This window comes from Thalassospira sp. CH_XMU1420-2, assembly GCF_037029325.1.
Taxonomy (GTDB): Bacteria; Pseudomonadota; Alphaproteobacteria; order Rhodospirillales; family Thalassospiraceae; genus Thalassospira; species Thalassospira povalilytica.
Map to the genome: position 1 here is coordinate 78,440 of NZ_JAYMEG010000003.1, position 18,212 is coordinate 96,651.

An 18,212-nucleotide genomic window follows, 5' to 3' on the forward strand; every position below is an offset into this window, starting at 1 on the left:
GTGTTTAACGGCGCCGGAACTGTGCGCCTGACCGAAGGAGATACCATGTCCCCGTATCCGGTAAATATGTCTGTAAAGCCAGACGTGCGCGCATTCTTTGACGACGCAACCAACACCATCAGCTATGTGGTCAAGGACCCGGAAAGCAACGCCTGTGCTGTGGTCGATTCCGTCATGGATATCGACTATGCTGCGGGCCGCATCAGTTTTGATCACGCAGACGCCATCATCAAGGATATTCGCGAACGCGAACTTGATCTGCAATGGATCATTGAAACCCACGTTCATGCCGATCACCTGTCCGCAGCCCCCTATATCCAGCAACAGCTGGGCGGAAAGCTGGGCATCGGGGCCAATATCCGGGTTGTTCAGGAAACCTTTGGCAAGATCTTCAACGAAGGGACCGAGTTCCAGCGCGATGGCAGTCAGTTCGACAAGCTGTTTGAAGATGGCGATACCTATCAGGTTGGATCCATGACCTGCTTTGCGATCTTTACCCCGGGCCATACGCCGGCCTGCATGGTGCATGTCATGGGGGATGCCGCCTTTGTCGGCGATACGCTGTTCATGCCTGATGGTGGTTCGGCGCGCGCCGATTTCCCGGGCGGGGATGCCGGTGTTTTGTATGACAGCATTCAAAAGGTGCTGTCACTGCCCGACGAGATGCGTCTTTTCATGTGCCATGACTATGGACCCAATGGCCGTGACATCCGCTGGGAAACCACGGTTGGTGACGAACGCCGCTTCAACATTCATGTTGGCGCGGGCAAGACGCGCGAAGAGTTCATCAAATTCCGCACTGAACGCGATGCACAGCTTGATATGCCGCGTCTGATCCTGCCATCGCTGCAGGTCAATATGCGTGCGGGCCAGTTGCCCAAGGATCAAAGCGGACGCCTGATGCTCAAGGTTCCCCTGAACGGGTTGTAAGGCTGCGCCTTGAACCTTTGCAATATGATCGAAAGTTGCCAAACATGACCTTGCCGCGTCTTGGGAAATATATCCCCGTCCTTTACTGGGGCCGCAGCTATGACCGGACTGCGTTCGGCAATGATATGGTTGCCGCCATCATTGTGACGATCATGCTGATCCCGCAATCGCTGGCCTATGCGCTTCTGGCGGGATTGCCGCCAGAAGCCGGGCTTTATGCATCGATTGTCCCGATCATTCTTTATGCCATTTTCGGCACAAGCCGCGCATTGGCCGTCGGGCCGGTGGCCGTGGTTTCGCTGATGACGGCCGCGGCGATCGGCAATGTGGCCGAGACAGGCACGATGGGCTATGCGGTGGCGGCCCTTACACTTGCGGCGCTTTCCGGGGCGATCCTGCTTGCGATGGGGGTGTTCAAGCTTGGTTTCCTGGCCAACTTTCTGTCCCATCCGGTGATTGCCGGATTTATCACCGCATCGGGCATTCTGATTGCGACAAGCCAGATCAGGCACATTCTGGGCGTGGATGCCGGCGGGCATAATCTTTGGGAAATGGTGACATCCCTTGTTGCGCATCTTCCGCAAACCAATCCGATGACCCTGTTGATTGGCGGGCTTGCAACGCTGTTTCTGTTCTGGGTGCGCAAGGGGCTTAAACCCGCCTTGCGCAAGATCGGCATGGGGCCACGAATTGCCGATGTCGTGACAAAGGCCGGACCGGTTGCCGCGGTCATGGTGACGACATTTGCGGTTTGGCAGTTTCATCTGGCCGATGGTGGCGTCAAAATTGTCGGCGACGTGCCCCAAAGTCTGCCGCCGCTGACCATGCCCGATTTTTCGGTCGGACTGGTGTCGGATTTGCTGGTGCCAGCCATTCTGATTTCTGTAATCGGATTTGTTGAATCGATCTCGGTTGCGCAAACCTTGGCCGCCAAGCGCCGTCAGCGCATCAACCCGGATCAGGAACTTATCGGTCTTGGCGCGGCAAATATCGGGGCGGCCTTTACCGGTGGCTATCCGGTGACCGGTGGCTTTGCCCGTTCGGTTGTCAATTTCGATGCCGGTGCGCAAACCCCGGCGGCCGGTGCCTTTACCGCAATTGGTTTGGCGATCGCGGCCATTGCCCTTACGCCACTTGTTTATTTCCTGCCCAAGGCAACGCTTGCCGCCACGATCATTGTGGCCGTGCTGTCTCTGGTCGATTTTTCGATCCTTAAAACCAGCTGGCAATATTCAAAGGCCGACTTCGTCGCGGTGCTGGCAACGATCCTTTTGACGCTGGGCTTCGGTGTTGAAGTCGGGGTGACGTCGGGTGTCGTGCTGTCGATCGGGTTGTTCCTGTATAAAACGTCACGGCCCCATATTGCGGAAGTCGGACTGGTGCCAAGCACCCAACATTTCCGCAACATCAAACGTCACAAGGTGATTACCGATCCATCGATCCTGACGATCCGCATTGACGAAAGCCTCTATTTCGCCAATGCCCGCTTTCTTGAAGATTACATCTTTGATCGTGTGGTCGGGGATGACCGGCTCAGGCATGTCATTCTGATGTGTTCGGCCATCAACGAGATTGATCTGAGCGCACTTGAATCGCTTGAAGCCATCAATCACCGGCTTGATGAAATGGGTATTGCCCTGCATCTGTCAGAAGTCAAAGGCCCGGTGATGGACCGTCTGAAATGCGCCCATTTTCTTGATGATCTGACCGGAAGGGTTTTTCTGTCGCAATATGACGCCATGCGCGAGCTGCTTGGCAAATTATCGGTGTCTGATGCGATTGACATGAATGACAATTCATCTGCCAAAACCGGCTGAAAACATAAAAAAAAGCCCGGCATTCGATTTGCCGGGCTTTTTCGTAATTCAGAATATCTAGCGGTTTCTGAGATGGGTCAGAAGATAAATCAGACCACCGGCAAGCAATCCCCAGAATGCCCCGGAAATTCCATAGAATGTCAGTCCGGCGGCCGTAACGATAAAGGTCACGGCTGCGGCCTCGCGGGCGTCTTCCTCGCGAAAGGCGGCAACGGCTGATCCGGCAAAGGCGCCAATCAGGGCCAGTCCGGCAACCGCTTCGATCAGGATGCCCGGTGCAAGGCTGATAAAGGCCGTGACAAGACCGGCAAGCAATCCGAACACAATATAGAAAGCACCGCCCGATACAGCCGCCCAATACCGTTTGGTCGGATCAGGATGGGCATCCTTGCCCGCGCACAGGGCCGCGGTAATGGCCGCCAGATTGACCGCGTGACCACCGAACGGGGCCGAAAGCAGTGAAAAAATACCTGTCACGGTAAAAAGCGGGCCGGGCGGGGTGTCATAGTCATTGGCGCGCAAGACCGCCGTGCCCGGAATGTTTTGCGATGCCATGGTGACGATAAACAACGGAAGCGCAATGCCGACCAGACCACCAAGCGTGAAAACCGGCATCACAAATTCGACCGGCGGGGCGATGGATCCACTTAAATCCGACAGCGCATTTTCCGGGAAATCGACCCCGAAAATCATGACGGCGATAAAGGCCAGCAAGGCCGCAGGCACCGCCAGAAGACGGTTAAATCGCCCGACCACCAGCCAGGCAACCGCAATCGGCAGGCCAAGTAACGGATCAAATGCAACCGCCTTGACCGGGGCCAGACACAGGCCCAGCAACACCCCGGCCAGCATCGCATTGGCAAGGGGCGCAGGAATGCCGGCAACGGCCCGGCCCAACGGTTTCCACACGCCGCTTATGATGATCAGGATTGCACAGACGATAAACGCACCGACCGCAACCGCAAAGCCGCCTTCGATCGCACCGGATGTGGCAAGCAAAGCCGCACCGGGCGTTGACCAGGCAATGCTGATCGGAAGACGGGTCTTGAGCGATAGCACAATCGCACACAGACCCATGGAAATCGAAAGCGCCATCAGACCCGATGCGGCTTGTTGCGGTGTTGCACCAACCGCACTCAGCCCCTGAAGGACAACAGCAAACGAACTGGCAGACCCGACAAAGCCTGCCAACAGGCCCATGAAAATACTCTGGGGCGAAATATCGCGCAGCATGGTGGCTCCGGAATATGGATGTTTTGATATCAAGGTGACGCGGTTTTCGACCCTAGCGGGAAGTCCTTGATCCCACCAGAAAAATTAAGGCCCTGCACCATGAGGTTGCAGGGCCAGATTCGGTGTTTCGGATTTTTCAGGTTATTTACGAACGCAGTTCAAATTGCACTCTGCGTTTTTCGGTGTCCGATCCGCTTGCGACAAAGTTTTGTCCTGGGCGGTTCGTCCAAATGCCGTCAGCGTGAAGGCCATTGGTGCATTCCAATTCCCTGCTACCTGTCAGCGTCGTTTTCTGTGCATTCACCGCTGTTCCTGTGCATTGCGCACTTTCATCTGGGAGCGAGAATTTAAACTCGACTTGCGCTGCTGTTTCGCGGGTAACGGAGCCAGAAAATTCATCAACCAACCCGGCCCAGGAACCATTGATTGTTGTTAGCGGCAATTTTTTTGCGCCCGGCAACGGGTTCACATTGGAAAATGCAGACGCAATGTTCTTTTTGTCATTATCAGTAATCAAGTCGATTTTCTGCAAAAGTTGCTCAGGCGATGCGATCAGCCGGTCGCCGCACGTACCGAACCGAACGATAGCATCGGGAAGGCCACGGTCATTGTCGTATGGAGTTGGGCCCTTAAATCGCTTGGCAAAGCCGCCAACGCTACATTTTTCGTTTTTGGCAAGCCATCCCCGTGTTCGCGGAGAAATCACATCAAGTTCAGTGAAATCTTCTTGGGAAACCGGATATCGTTTCGCCAGTTTTGTGAAAATTTCCACATCCGCCAAACGTCGTTCGGTACTGCTTGAAAACCAAGCGACATTTATAAATTCAATCGAAATGAATGAGCGCCCTGAATCCCAGTAGACAGATTCCATCCAGCCTTGACCGTTATTACGCTCACTTGCTTCTGTTATGTAGTCGCTGGCGGGCTTTAAAAACGCGAAGGTATTAAACCGGCTTTCTGTTGGCGTAAATGAACCCTTTGTGTCGATTTTCAAAGATCGACCTTTTACATCTGTCGGCCCATCAGTTGTGACACATGCGGTCAATGAAGCGGACATTATAAACGCAAGACATATTCTTGAGAGCATCCCTAATATTTCTCATTCTGTTTAGTTGCCTGCAATTAAACTAAGATATTTTATGGATGCATTTCCATCATAAATTGTTCTCCCCAAAGCAAAACAGCCCGCAATTGCAGCGGGCTGTTTAAGGATTTGAGCAGGGCGTTTATCGCTCGGTGATCTTGAACTCGATGCGCCGGTTGCGGCGATAGGCGATTTCATCGTCGCGGTTATCAAGGGGCTGATATTCACCAAATCCCGCTGCCACCAGTCGGTTGGGCGGGACGCCCTGATCAATCAGGAATTTGACCACCGATATGGCACGTGCCGATGACAATTCCCAGTTCGATGCGAATTTGAGGTTACGGATCGGAACCTTGTCCGTGTGACCGTCAACACGCATGACCCAATCGATATCGTCGGGAATTTCCGATGCAATCGTTGTCAGGGTCTGCCCCAGTTTTGCCAGCTGTTCCTGACCTTCTTCGCCAAGATCGGCCGATCCCGATCCAAACAGAACTTCGGACTGGAACACAAAGCGGTCACCGACAACGCGGATATCCTGACGGTCGCCAAGAACTTCGCGCAGGCGGCCAAAGAACTCCGAACGATAACGCTGCAACTCGGCAACCTTGGTGGCAAGTGCCGCATTCAGGCGCTGTCCAAGATTGACGATCTGGGCTTCCTTGTCGGCATTTTCGCGCTCGGACGCCTCAAGTGCGGCTTCGATCTTTTGCAATTGCTGGCGCAGGGCAAGCATCTGCTGATTAAGGGCAGCGACCTGTGCCTGTGCTTCTGCACTCAGATTTTTCTGGGTTTCAAGTTCCGATGCCCGCGAGGCGAGCAGGGCAGAAAGTTCTTCGATGCGGGTTTCCTGATCGGCGATCTTTTCTTCGCTGTTGCTGCGCAGTTCCGAAAGCTCGGTCTCCTTGGTTTCAAGGGTCGCCAAAGCAGCAAGAAGCTTCTTCTCGATCTCGTCAGCCGAAAGTTTGGCATCGGCAAGCTGGGTCGCAAGGGCGGCTGCGCGGGACTTCAAGTCGTCACGCTGGTCGCTGGTATTGGAAAGCTCGGTGGTCAACTGGGTCAGTTCCAGTTCCATCCGCTGATTGTTTCCACGTTCAAGCGACAAAAGATTGGTCAGCTCGTTGACCTGGGCGGTCAAATCGCTCAGTGCCTCGTCACGTCCCGAAAGGGCGGCACCCAGATAAACCTGCGCAATGACAAAGATCATCAGAAGAAAGATGATCACCATCAAAAGCGTTGCCAGCGCATCAACGAAGCCCGGCCAGGTATTCACATCGCGGTTACGACGGCGCGAAAGCCCGATCATGCGATCAGCCCTCCTCGGCGATGGCGGCGATGGTACGGGCCAGAAGCTTGATCTCGCTTCTGATTTCCTGTGTGGACTGCTGGCGGCCGACGGTCAGTTCTTCGGCAACACGGCCAAGCTGGTTATCAAGCGAACGGATATGGGCACGTGTGTTGTCGTCAATCCCGAAGCTGCCCATTTTCATGGAGTCCGCCAACTGATCAAGCACCGGTTTCAGGTGCATCTGGTTTTCCGCCAACTTGACCATCAATTGCTGTTCGGCCTTCATCTGATCGGTCAGGGTGGAAAGCTTGTCAGCAAGATCAATCAGGGTGTTGTGCGATTTGATTTGGGAGCTTTCCGAACGCTGGATGGAATTTTGCAGTCCTTCCATATTGTCGGCCATCTGTTCGATCAGTGCCGAAAGATAGGCCGGAACCGACTGTTCGCCATCCGAAAGCGCGCTTCCCGAACCCAGACGGGTGAAGCTTGAAAGCCATTCTTCAAGATCGTTGAAGAACCGGTTCTGGGCCTGACCGGCCTGCATATCCAAAAGACCAAGTGCCAGCGAACCGGCAAGACCAAACAGCGAGGACGAGAACGCCGTTCCCATGCCGCTCAGCGGCTCTGACAGGCCTTCCTTAAGATCAGAGAACCACAGATCCATGTTTGATCCGCTGCCGACATTGACATTGCCAATGACATCGGCAACCGAGTTCACGGTCTGAAGCAGGCCCCAGAAGGTACCCAGCAGACCAAGAAACACCAGAAGACCAACGATATAGCGCGACAATTCGCGGCTTTCATCAAGGCGCGACCGGATGGAATCAAGGATGGTACGGGTCGAAGTGGTCGAAAGTTGCGGGCGATCGCGGCGCTGTTCGGCCATCATGCTGGCCATCGGGGCCAGAAGTTTCGGCGGAACCTGTGATGTCAGACCGGGGCGGGACCGACGGAAATCCTCGATCCAGGTGACTTCCGGTGACAGGCTGGCAGCCATGCGGAAGGTGTAAATCACCCCGACGACAAATACGCCAAGGATCAAGCCATTAAGAACAGCATTGGCCATAAAGGCATCAGACAATGCAGGGAACAGCAGGGCGCCGACCCCGACGATGATGGCAACAAAGATCGCCATACGTGTCAGATAACTTCCGGGTTTGGTAATGGGCAGGAGCGTACCTGCACCATTGGCCGATTGACTGCTCATGATGGAATAATCCTAGCGTTGAACGGTTTTGATATCGACGCGATCGGCAGGGCCGGACGGAACATTCGCACCCAGGGCACGAACATCAATGCGCGTTGAACGCACGCCCTGATCAATCAGATAGGAACGAACCTGAAGCGCGCGCGACAGCGACAGGCGGCGCGCCTTGGATGCATTGGCACCATCGCCCTGGGCATAGGCCTGAAGCTGGATGCGAAGACTGTCATCCTTGTTCATTGCCGAAATCACCTGATCAAGCGCGCTTTTGGCCTGACCGGTCAGCTCAAAGCTGTCAGCGGCAAAGCCAAGGCTGTATTCGTCACTGCCAGCGGCCGGCATCGGGGCCGGTGCGGCCTGGTTTGCCGGGGGAATGGCTGCTTCCTCGGCAGCCGGTTTCGGTGCCGGTTCTGCTTTCACTGCCGGGGCTGTTTCCGCCATGGTGGCGGCAGATTGTGTGGTGTCGGGTGACGGTGCCGGCGGCGGGGGAACTTCGTTGCCCTTGGCAATCGGTTCGACAACCGGTGCACTTGGTGCCGACGATGCGCCACTGTCATCAGACAAAAGCGGCGGGGCCTTTGGCGGTTCGACCATTTCGGCCGTTTCCGTCGCCGGGGCAGGTGCCGGTGCTGATACGGGTGCTGATACTGGCGCAGATGTGGACGCCGCTGCGACCGGTGTTGCCTGTGCCGGGCTCGAAGCCGGTGCTTCGGCCATGACCGGTGCGGCTGGTGCCGATGTCGTTGCCGGGGCAGATGCCGGTTTGGTCAGCGGTGTGGGCGCATTTGCATTTGATGTGCTGCTGGCAACCGCGACCGGTGCGGCAGGCTTGCTGCGCGGCGCAGACGTCGGTGCAGGCTGTTCAAGGGCGATGACCTGATTGGCACCATCATCCATTGCGGCTGACGGGTTTACACCCGGGACACCATAAAATTCTGATTGGGTCGGAAATGCGCTGCCGCCAGCCGAACCATCGATGACAACCGTCTCAAAGTCGCTGTCATAGGTGCCTGCACTGCCGGTTTCGGCAAACTGGTTGCTGGCAAGAAATTCGGATTTCGGTTTGGTTTCCGGAAAGATCAGATCACCACCGGGCATCACGATATGTTCGCGTGATACGGACGGTGAAAGATATTGCGGGACGGTTGGCTGATCACCAAAACCGTCTGCGACGTCCCAGTTTACCTGGACGCTATTGTCAACCGAGACGGGGGAGTATTGCTGTGCGGATGCGTTCGCAGCAAAGAACACGGTGGTTCCCAGTGCAGCCGACATCGCAAGCACGGAAATCTTGGAATACCCCTTCATCAAATCGCAGGCCCCTTAATACCCTGTGTTTGAAATCGTCTTATAACGTTTTTCTTTTTTACACAGTTTTGTGTCGATCGTTAGGCACCCGGAAAAATTATCGAATGCCACCCCTGTTGTCTGGCAGCCCGTCAAATGGCTACGCAGTACCATGCACCATAGCTTAGAGACAGATAATGGACAACCGCTTTGACCGATAAAGCAAAAGGGGCACTTCGGTAAATTCCGAAGTGCCCCTTTCAAAAAACGGTAATAAAAGCGGGATGTTAGTCCGTGATCGCTTTCTTAAGCGTTTTGGCCAGAACCGGCTGGATATAGTCGTTGGCTGCAACCACGCTGCCGGTACCAAGCATGTTGGTACCACCATTGGCGTCGCGGACATAACCGCCAGCTTCGGTCACGATCAAAAGACCCGCAGCAATGTCCCAGGCATTGAGATGTGCTTCCCAATAGCCGTCATAACGACCGGCTGCGACATAGGCCAGATCAAGGGATGCGGCACCCATGCGACGAACACCTGCACAACGGTCCATGACCGAATGCAGCTGTTTTTCGAATGCAGCATGATCACCATGACCAAGATGCGGAATGCCACAAGCCAGAACACATTCGTTCAAACGACGGCGGCCGGAAACACGCAGGCGACGGTTGTCAAGAAACGCACCAAGGCCTTTTTCCGCCCAGAAGCACTCATCCTTGGCAACGTCATAAATCATGCCAGCGATGATTTCGTCACCCTTCTGAAGGGCAACCGAAATGGCAAAATGCGGAATGCCATGCAGGAAGTTGGTGGTGCCATCAAGCGGATCAATGATCCAGCGATGTTCCGGATCGGAACCCTTGACCTCACCGCCTTCTTCAAGAAGGAAGCCGTAACCCGGACGGGCACGTTCAAGTTCTTCACGCAGGCGTTTCTCGGCACGGTGATCAGCCGCAGATACGAAATCTGCCGGGCCTTTCATCGACACCTGAAGGTTTTCGACTTCACCGAAGTCGCGTTTCAGTCCATAGGCTGCCTTTTCGACAGCCTTGTACATAACGTTGATATTCGCAGAACGACGGGCGGCGCCTCGCACGGCATATCTCCCGGTGTTTGAATTAAAGAAAAACCGAAGGGCAGGGAACGCCCTTAGTCCTTGGCACGCTCGATATAGGTGCCTTCAACCGTGTTCACGACAATGCGCGTACCCGATTCAATATGCGGGGGCACCATCACACGAACACCGTTTTCAAGAACGGCCGGTTTGAAAGAAGAAGACTGGGTCTGACCTTTGACAACAGCATCGGCTTCGACAATCTGGAAGACGACATGTTCCGGAAGGGTCACGCCAAGCGGCTCACCTTCGAAGGATTCGATGGTAACAACCATGCCATCCTGAAGATAAACAGCGGGTTCGCCAACAAGGTCGGAATTGATCGTGATCTGATCATAGGTTTCGGTGTCCATGAAGGTGATCATGTCACCATCGGCGAACAGGTAGGTGTATTCTTTCTGCTCAAGGCGAACCTTTTCGACGGTTTCCGATGCACGGAAACGCTCGTTCAGCTTGGTGCCGGTACGAATGTCTTTAAGTTCAACCTGGTTAAAAGCACCGCCTTTACCCGGCTTTACAGCCTGGCATTTTACTGCACGCCACAGGGCACCTTTATGTTCGATAAGGTTACCCGGACGGATTTCGTTGCCGTTGATTTTCATGGCACCAACCGTTCTTTCAGATCACAGATTCACAATGCAATAGGGGGCACTCGCCCCATTTAAGGGGCTCTAACTATCAGTTTGGCTGTTTTGCTGCAAGCAGATTGATCAGGGTTATCGCGCATGACAGCCCGTCATTCCCGCATGGCTGGGGCCAAGCTTTTGCCACCCCTGACATTTTACGATGTCAGCCGTCTCAGGCCTCGGTTGCGGCAATTGCCGCCTTGATGGCCCTGGCACCGGCTTCGGGTCCGTCCGGATGGTTCCAGACCCCGCCGGTCACGGCGACAAAATCCGCCCCGGCCAGAACAATCGGGGCGACATTGTCCGCGGTGATGCCGCCGATGGCAACACATGGCACCGTGGTAAAGGTCGTCCAGATTTCAAGAATTTCCGGCGTAACGCTGGTTTTGGCTTCTTTGGTCTGGGTCGGGTAAAACGCGCCAAAGGCAACGTAATCCGCACCCTTTTCACCAAGGATCATCGCGCGATGGCGGCTGTCATAGCACGATACCCCAACGATATGTTCCTCGCCCATGATGGCGCGTGCCTCGTCGTAGCTGGCGTCTTCTTCGCCAACATGGACGCCGTCACAGCCGGACTTTTTGGCAATGTCGGGGCGGTCATTAAGGATCAGCGGAATGTCGCGGTCGTTACACATCGGCAGGATGGTATCGATCGCCTTGCGGATTTCATCATCGCTGACATCTTTCAGACGAAGTTGCAGGCAATCAACCGCACCGGTATCAAGAACCGACTTCAGCGTCTCGCCAAAGGATGCAAGTTCGATTTTCGGCGGGGTCAAAAGATAAAGACCGGCAAGTTCGTCAGTGTTCACGGTGATAATTCCTGATGATTTCCTGGGTGTTATGTAACGCCTGGCGCTGCTTTTGGCAATTGCCTAGCCAAGGCTGTCACCAAGGCGCCGGTCAAGTTCATGATCGGGAAGCCGGTGGTCTTCCATCTCGTATATCGCATCGGACGGGGGCGGGGCTGTGAAAACCTGACATCCGCGTTGCCGACCCATGTCGCGCAGGTTTTCGGTTTGCCTGTCGCCAGTCGGATCAATGATCACGCCATCCAGACCGATTTCAAGTGCCGCCAGTGCCCCGGACATACGACCGCGACAATCAAGAATGGCGCGAAAGGTCGCTGTCGGAAACTCATCACGTGTCAAGACGACCAGATCGGCAAACCACTGTGCCCCGTTGATTTGGGCGGCATGTTCAGGCGACAGCAAAACAAATGGCCGGTCGGCCAACACACGACAGGCCGATCTGGCACCTTTGATGCCATGAATACGAATGACCGGATCGTGAAATACCGTCATCGGCAGATCCGTCTTACGATGCTTTGCGTGCGATATAGACCGTATTGATATCTTCACGGTCAATCAGCGGATGGCGGAATGTAATGACCTCGGCGCGAATGTCGTCAAAGGCCGCCGCCAGATTTTCTTCAAACCAGGGTTCGGGCAATTCTGTGGACCAAAGTGCAAAGACCCCGCCCGGCACCAGATGTGTCGCAAGTTTCTGCAAGCCGTCCTTTGTATAAAGGCGTTTGTGATCATCATGCAAAACATTGCCCGGTGAATGATCAACATCAAGCAGAATGGCATCATGTCTGGTATCGGGGCGTTGCGGGTTCATGCCAGCAATATCGGAAAGTGATGCGCCAAAGAAATCCGCATGAACCAGTTCGCAGCGCCGATCACCCGAAAGCTGTTCACCAAGTGGCAGCAATCCCTGCTGGTGCCATTCGATGACTTCGGGAAGGGTATCAAGAACCGTAAGCTTTCCGGTCTTCGGATTATCGAGCGCCGCCTTTGCGGTATAGCCAAGGCCCAGCCCGCCAACCACAACATCAAGGCTGTCACCGGCAAGGTCCGCCAGCCCAAGGTCGGCCAGCGCGATTTCAGCATCGGTAAACAGGCTCGACATCAGGTATTCGTCATCAAGCTTGATTTCATAAACATCGATATCAAGGCTGAGCTCGCGACGTCGGCGCAGGCTCAAAACCCCCATCGGGGTCGGTCGATAATCGAGTTCCTTGAACAATAGGCTCACGGTCTGGTTCCTTTGCGTTGACCGGGCGGGCAGGGTGACGGCAAGACTGACCGATTGGCCGCCAAAAGAAAAGAGCCCGAAGCAGAATACTTCGGGCTCTTTCCAAATTCGGATCAAACGAAGCTTAGAGGAACTTTGCCATGGCGACAGCGGTGTCGCTCATACGGTTGGAGAAGCCCCACTCGTTGTCATACCAGGACAGGATACGAACGAAGTTGCCGTCCATAACCTGGGTCTGGGTCGCATCAAAGGTCGAGCTGTTCGGGTTGTGGTTGAAATCAACCGAAACCAGCGGTGCTTCGCAAACGCCAAGAACGCCTTTGAGCGGGCCGTTTGCAGCTTCTTTGATGGCAGCGTTGACTTCATCAACGGTGGTGTCACGGCCAGCAACGAAGGTCAGGTCAACCATGGAAACGTTCGGGGTCGGAACGCGGATGGCGGTACCATCGAGTTTGCCCTTGAGTTCCGGAAGAACAAGACCAACAGCCTTGGCTGCACCGGTCGAGGTCGGGATCATCGAAAGCGATGCCGAACGTGCGCGGCGCAGGTCCTTGTGCAGGCTGTCCACGGTGTTCTGGTCGCCGGTGAAGGCGTGAACAGTGGTCATGAAGCCTTTGGTGATGCCAACGGTCTTGTTCAGAACGTCTGCAACCGGTGCCAGGCAGTTGGTGGTGCACGAAGCGTTCGAAACGATGACGTCATCAGCCGTCAGGGTGTCGGAGTTAACACCGTAAACAACGGTCTTGATATCGCCCTTTGCCGGGGCCGAAATCAGAACGCGTTTTGCGCCAGCGGTCAGGTGTTTGCCTGCGCCGGCTTCGTCAAGGAAGATACCGGTGCATTCAAATGCGATATCAACATTCAGCGCTGCCCACGGCAGGTTCGCCGGGTCACGTTCGGAGCAAACCTTGATGGCTTTGCCGTCAATGACCAGGTTGTCGCCTTCGGCTTTGACTTCGTTGGCAAGAACGCCATGAACGGAATCATATTTCAGAAGATGTGCGTTGGTGTTGACGTCACCCAGGTCGTTGATGGCAACAACTTCAACGTCGGTGCGACCGCTTTCAACGATAGAACGCAGAACAAGACGGCCGATACGACCAAAACCATTAATCGCTACGCGAATAGCCATTCATCCCTCCAAAATTATAATGATTGGTACCTGGGGAGTATCAATCACGGCTTAGGGTTCAAAACCCATAGAAAAAAGGCCGGATCGGCATGTTACCGATCCGGCCCTGTAAATTAAACCAGTTCCTTGGCTGCTTTGACCAGCGCGTCGGCAGTGATGCCGAAATGCTCGTAAAGAACCGGGGCCGGGGCCGAAGCACCGAAACCGTGCATGCCGATAACCTTGCCGTTATCGCCAACATATTTTTCCCAGCCAAACACCGACAGGGCTTCGATGGCAACGCGCGGTGCGCTGCCCAGAACGTCCTTGCGGTATTCCGGCGACTGGGCGTCAAACAGTTCCCAGCTCGGCAGCGAAACAACAGCGGCATTGATGCCGTCTGCTTTCAGCTTGGCCTGCGCATCAACTGCGATCTCGACTTCGGAGCCGGTCGCAATCAGGGTAACCTGACGATCACCATCGCAATCGGAAATCACATAACCGCCACGTGCGACAAGGTTGTCTTCACGGTAGTCGGTACGCAGCGTCGGCAGGTTCTGACGGGTCAGTGCCAGAACGGTCGGGCCGCTTTCATTGGTGATCGCCATTGCCCATGCTTCTGCCGTTTCAACCGCGTCCGCCGGGCGGATCACGGTAACGTTCGGCATCGCACGAAGCGACGCAACATGTTCGACCGGCTGATGGGTCGGGCCGTCTTCGCCAAGACCGATGGAATCATGGGTCATGACATAAACAACGCGCTGGTTCATCAGGGCCGACAGGCGGATCGACGGGCGGCAATAATCGGTAAAGACCAGGAAGGTCCCGCCATACGGCAGAACGCCACCATGCAGGGCCAGACCGTTCATGGCTGCTGCCATGCCGTGTTCACGGATACCGTAATAGATATACGCGCCTTCATAACCGCCTTCGGCAGTGATCGGTGCCTGAACGCCGGTCTTGGTGTTGTTCGAACCGGTCAGGTCGGCAGAACCGCCGATCATTTCCGGGATCGCTTTGGTCAGAACTTCAAGAATGTTCTGCGAAGCCTTACGGGTCGCGACTTTCGGCTGATCAGCGGTGATCTGCTTTTTGTAGTCGTTGAACGCTTCGATCCAGTTTTCCGGCAGTTTGCCCTCGACGCGGCGCTCGAACTCGTCTTTCAGACCAGCTTCAAGACCTTCGAAACGTGACCCCCAGGCATTGAAATCATCCGCACCGCGGTTACCTGCTGCAAGCCATGCATCACGGATATCAGCCGGGATTTCGAACGGCTCGTAATCCCAATTCAGTTTCTTGCGCATGCCGGCAAGTTCTTCTGCGCCAAGGGCAGCACCGTGCGTTGCCGAACTACCAGCTTTGGTCGGTGCGCCAAAACCGATCTGGGTTTTGCAGGCGATCATCGACGGAGTGTTGGTGGTTTTTGCCTTGGCGATGGCGGCTTCGATGGCGACCGGGTCGTGGCCGTCAATTTCCTGAACATCCCAGCCAGCAGCTTCGAAGCGCTTGGTGTGATCTTCAGACGTCGAAAGCGACGTCGGGCCGTCAATCGAAATGCCGTTATCGTCAAACAGAACGATCAGTTTCGACAGTTTCATGTGACCGGCCATCGAAATGGCTTCCTGCGAGATGCCTTCCATCAGGCAACCGTCGCCCGCAATCACATAGGTGTAGTGATCAACAACATCATCGCCAAAACGGGCATTCATGATGCGTTCGCCAAGTGCGAAACCGACCGAGGTCGCAATACCCTGACCCAGCGGGCCGGTGGTGGTTTCGATGCCCGCGCCATGGCCGAATTCCGGGTGGCCGGCAGTGCGGAAGCCCATCTGACGGAAATTCTTGATCTGATCAAGATCGAAATCTTCGTAACCGGTCAGGTGCAGAAGCGAATAAAGAAGCATCGAGCCGTGACCAGCCGACAGGATGAAACGGTCGCGGTCCGGCCAGTTCGGATGCTTCGGATCGAATTTCAAGAATTTGGTGTAAAGAACAGTCGCAACGTCTGCCATGCCCATCGGCATGCCGGGATGTCCGGAGTTGGCTTTCTCAACAGCGTCTGCCGAGAGGAAGCGGATGGCATTGGCCATGCGGTTGTGTTCTACTTGCGTCGTCATGTGATGCGGTTCCTGGGGGTTTCGCGGTCGGGCGATGAAAACACTTTAAATACGGTTATTCCATAATTAACGGAATTCGCGCGGAAGATGCCCTTATGGGGGGCATCCGTCAACCGCTTCTGTCAAAAAACGACGCCTGTTACCCGGATTCCGGCTAACAGATGTGTCGGTTGTGCATGGCTGCGGTTCGCCATGCTGACCGGTTTGTGATTGGCACCCCGTGTTTTCCTGATGTTATCACCAATGTCGGCTTGTGGTGTTTTTGCCGTCAGCCGGGCAAAAATGTTGTTGATCAGGGTGTCGGGTGTTAAAGCCATGATCATGACATCTTCACAGGTCTTGATAAGGCCGATAGTGATTCGTCACAGATCAACTCGTTCTGTGGTCTAGGGAAAAACAGCAAACAATCGGGTAATAATCCATGTCGCGGTTGCAACAGGCAAGTGATCGACTGAAATCAGCATTGGACCGTCTGGAACTGGCAGCGGAGTCGGCCATCAGTCAGAAAAATCAGTCCGCCGTTTCAGACACCCAGGAAGTTGAAGCATTGCGTGCGCAACTTTCGGCGATGCGCGCGGATTATGATCGTCTGACCGAGGCAACCGAAACGGTTTCCGCCCGGCTCGACGGTGCAGTAGATCAGCTTAAATTCGTTCTTGCCGAAGACCCCGTAAAGAAACAGGCGTAATCCATGGCACAGGTATCCATCCGCATTAATGGTCGCAGCTACGACATCGCATGTGATGACGGGCAGGAAGATCGCATTCACGCCCTTGCGGGTTATGTGAATGACCGTGTTAAGGAAATTGCCGATGCGGTCGGCCAGATCGGGGAACAGCGTTTGCTGGTCATGACCAGCCTGCTGATTGCCGATGAACTTGGCAATGCGCAGGAACAGATCGCAAACCAGACCCCGCAACAGCCACAACCGGTCGGTTTATCCGATGCGCAAAGTGATGAACTGGCTGAAAATATCGAAACAATGGCCGCCCGGGTCGAAGCCATCGCCGACAAGCTTGCGCAAAGCTGATTACCGATTATCGGCGATCCGTGATGGCGCGATGGTCAGATGCCGGGTGGGGGACGCTGACAAATGCGTGTAATCCACTTGAAATTCCAATGACCGGGGACTAAGTTCCCGTCGCTGACCGTTTGCGATGCGCCGTACGCGGCGATCAAGAACCCAGCATAAGGGGGCTGCCCTGTTCGTCAGGTTCGCTAATTCCCGGGGCCGATGCTCATTTCTCTAGGGAGCTGTCCCTTGCCAGGCCGTGGTCTGGTTATACGGCGCCCACCTGCACCTGCAGGTCACGAGGAATTACCACATGGCCAACGGCAGCGGCGGCTCCCGCTTATCTTATTGAACAAATCCCTTCTCCTTTGCGTAATGCAGTATGCGGTGCGTCCCGGATCAGGGAGCATTGCTAAAATCATGCCTGCAAGTTGAGGTATGTAAAAAAACACAGGAAAGAATATGCGTTTACTTCATCTTGGCGACGTTCTCGGCCAAACCGGCCGCAAGGCAGCGCTGGAAGCATTACCGATGCTTCGCGATCGCCTGTCTGTTGATATCGCTGTGGTGAATGTCGAAAACGCGGCCCATGGTTTCGGTGTGACCGCCAAAATCTGCAAGGAATTCTACGCGGCGGGGGCGGATGTCCTGACCACCGGCAACCATGTCTGGGATCAACGCGAAATCATCGCCTATATCGACGAGGATGAAAAACTCCTGCGTCCCTGGAATTTCCCTGATGGGACGCCGGGCAATGGCGATTACGTGTTCAAAACCAGATCGGGCAAGAAGGTCTGCGTCATCAATATGATGGGCCGTCTTTTCATGGATCCGCTTTCCTGCCCGTTCCAGGGCGCGGACAAGCTGTTTGGCAAGCACAAGCTGGGCAAGAATGTCGATGCGATCATTCTGGATTTCCATGCCGAAACCACGTCGGAAAAGATGGCGTTTGGTCATCATTGCGACGGGCGGGCATCGCTTGTACTGGGCACGCATACCCATGTGCCAACGGCGGATGCGCAAATTCTTCCAAATGGTACGGCCTATCAGACCGATGTTGGCATGTGTGGTGACTTTGATTCCGTCATCGGCATGAAAAAGGAAAACTCGGTTCGCAAATTCCTGACCAAAATGCCGTCCGGTCGTTTTGAACCGGCCGAAGGCCCGGCGACCGTGTGCGGTGTGTTTGTTGAAACCGATGACAAGACCGGCCTTGCCAAACGTATTGAATCGGTTCGCATCGGCGGACGCCTTAAAGGCAGCTGGCCAAGCGCCTGATCGCCCCTGCAATCAGATTGCATATACGGATCAATCGGATCCGCGATGAAAAAAAGGCCCACCAACCG

At 55.0% G+C, this 18,212-nt stretch carries 18 protein-coding genes and 1 other RNA gene; 6 read left to right on the forward strand and 13 right to left on the reverse strand.

Annotation, left to right across the window (positions count from 1 at the left end):
• Window positions 1–45 precede the first annotated feature (45 nt).
• Together WA429_RS09985 and WA429_RS09990 are read left to right on the forward strand one after the other, a co-directional pair.
• Window positions 46–930 (forward strand): MBL fold metallo-hydrolase, encoded by an 885-nt coding sequence (locus WA429_RS09985; RefSeq protein ID WP_082817751.1) that lies wholly within the window; start codon window positions 46–48, stop codon window positions 928–930.
• 44 nt (window positions 931–974) lie between these two features.
• Window positions 975–2,747 carry a SulP family inorganic anion transporter gene (locus WA429_RS09990; protein ID WP_287465926.1) on the forward strand — a complete coding sequence of 591 codons (1,773 nt, stop codon included), beginning with the start codon at window positions 975–977 and terminating at the stop codon, window positions 2,745–2,747.
• Window positions 2,748–2,804: 57 nt separating this feature from the next.
• On the opposite strand, the gene WA429_RS09995 is transcribed toward WA429_RS09990, so the two are convergent.
• The 13 genes from WA429_RS09995 to WA429_RS10055 form a co-directional block, all read right to left on the reverse strand.
• Window positions 2,805–3,980: a benzoate/H(+) symporter BenE family transporter gene (locus WA429_RS09995; protein WP_287465928.1), complete on the reverse strand. Its 1,176-nt coding sequence runs from the start codon at window positions 3,978–3,980 to the stop codon at window positions 2,805–2,807.
• 145 nt (window positions 3,981–4,125) lie between these two features.
• Window positions 4,126–4,974, reverse strand: a complete 849-nt coding sequence (locus WA429_RS10000; protein ID WP_287465930.1) for a hypothetical protein — start codon at window positions 4,972–4,974, stop codon at window positions 4,126–4,128.
• A gap of 232 nt (window positions 4,975–5,206) precedes the next feature.
• Complete coding sequence (locus tag WA429_RS10005) at window positions 5,207–6,370, reverse strand: peptidoglycan -binding protein (RefSeq protein WP_068518136.1); 1,164 nt, start codon at window positions 6,368–6,370, stop codon at window positions 5,207–5,209.
• Window positions 6,371–6,374: 4 nt separating this feature from the next.
• Entirely contained in the window at window positions 6,375–7,559 is a 1,185-nt protein-coding gene (locus WA429_RS10010; RefSeq protein WP_068518135.1) for a flagellar motor protein MotA, read from the reverse strand.
• A 12-nt stretch (window positions 7,560–7,571) separates the two neighbouring features.
• Window positions 7,572–8,864 carry an OmpA family protein gene (locus tag WA429_RS10015; RefSeq protein WP_287465932.1) on the reverse strand — a complete coding sequence of 431 codons (1,293 nt, stop codon included), beginning with the start codon at window positions 8,862–8,864 and terminating at the stop codon, window positions 7,572–7,574.
• A gap of 266 nt (window positions 8,865–9,130) precedes the next feature.
• Window positions 9,131–9,940, reverse strand: coding sequence for an inositol monophosphatase family protein (locus WA429_RS10020; RefSeq protein ID WP_287465933.1), 810 nt, complete (start codon window positions 9,938–9,940; stop codon window positions 9,131–9,133).
• Window positions 9,941–9,993: 53 nt separating this feature from the next.
• Window positions 9,994–10,560 (reverse strand): elongation factor P, encoded by a 567-nt coding sequence (efp, locus tag WA429_RS10025; protein WP_068518132.1) that lies wholly within the window; start codon window positions 10,558–10,560, stop codon window positions 9,994–9,996.
• A gap of 196 nt (window positions 10,561–10,756) precedes the next feature.
• The gene (gene thiE / locus WA429_RS10030; protein ID WP_068518131.1) at window positions 10,757–11,398 is read right to left on the reverse strand and encodes a thiamine phosphate synthase; all 642 of its coding nucleotides are present in this window, start codon (window positions 11,396–11,398) and stop codon (window positions 10,757–10,759) included.
• 63 nt (window positions 11,399–11,461) lie between these two features.
• Window positions 11,462–11,890, reverse strand: coding sequence for a hypothetical protein (locus WA429_RS10035; RefSeq protein ID WP_287465934.1), 429 nt, complete (start codon window positions 11,888–11,890; stop codon window positions 11,462–11,464).
• 13 nt (window positions 11,891–11,903) lie between these two features.
• Window positions 11,904–12,626 carry a spermidine synthase gene (locus WA429_RS10040; protein WP_114112611.1) on the reverse strand — a complete coding sequence of 241 codons (723 nt, stop codon included), beginning with the start codon at window positions 12,624–12,626 and terminating at the stop codon, window positions 11,904–11,906.
• 124 nt (window positions 12,627–12,750) lie between these two features.
• Entirely contained in the window at window positions 12,751–13,758 is a 1,008-nt protein-coding gene (gap, locus tag WA429_RS10045) for a type I glyceraldehyde-3-phosphate dehydrogenase (RefSeq protein ID WP_068518128.1), read from the reverse strand.
• Between the two features lie 113 nt (window positions 13,759–13,871).
• Window positions 13,872–15,854 carry a transketolase gene (gene tkt, locus WA429_RS10050; protein WP_287465935.1) on the reverse strand — a complete coding sequence of 661 codons (1,983 nt, stop codon included), beginning with the start codon at window positions 15,852–15,854 and terminating at the stop codon, window positions 13,872–13,874.
• Window positions 15,855–15,976: 122 nt separating this feature from the next.
• Complete coding sequence (locus WA429_RS10055; protein WP_156480843.1) at window positions 15,977–16,171, reverse strand: hypothetical protein; 195 nt, start codon at window positions 16,169–16,171, stop codon at window positions 15,977–15,979.
• A gap of 104 nt (window positions 16,172–16,275) precedes the next feature.
• Here WA429_RS10055 and WA429_RS10060 point away from each other — a divergent pair, with 104 nt between their 5' ends.
• The 4 genes from WA429_RS10060 to WA429_RS10075 all read left to right on the forward strand — a co-directional run bounded on the left by WA429_RS10060 (window position 16,276) and on the right by WA429_RS10075 (window position 18,144).
• Window positions 16,276–16,542 (forward strand): hypothetical protein, encoded by a 267-nt coding sequence (locus WA429_RS10060; protein ID WP_068518125.1) that lies wholly within the window; start codon window positions 16,276–16,278, stop codon window positions 16,540–16,542.
• Between the two features lie 3 nt (window positions 16,543–16,545).
• Complete coding sequence (locus tag WA429_RS10065) at window positions 16,546–16,884, forward strand: cell division protein ZapA (RefSeq protein ID WP_287465936.1); 339 nt, start codon at window positions 16,546–16,548, stop codon at window positions 16,882–16,884.
• A gap of 161 nt (window positions 16,885–17,045) precedes the next feature.
• A non-coding RNA gene (ssrS, locus tag WA429_RS10070) (6S RNA) lies at window positions 17,046–17,206 on the forward strand.
• Between the two features lie 122 nt (window positions 17,207–17,328).
• Complete coding sequence (locus tag WA429_RS10075; RefSeq protein ID WP_068518123.1) at window positions 17,329–18,144, forward strand: TIGR00282 family metallophosphoesterase; 816 nt, start codon at window positions 17,329–17,331, stop codon at window positions 18,142–18,144.
• Window positions 18,145–18,212: the final 68 nt, after the last annotated feature.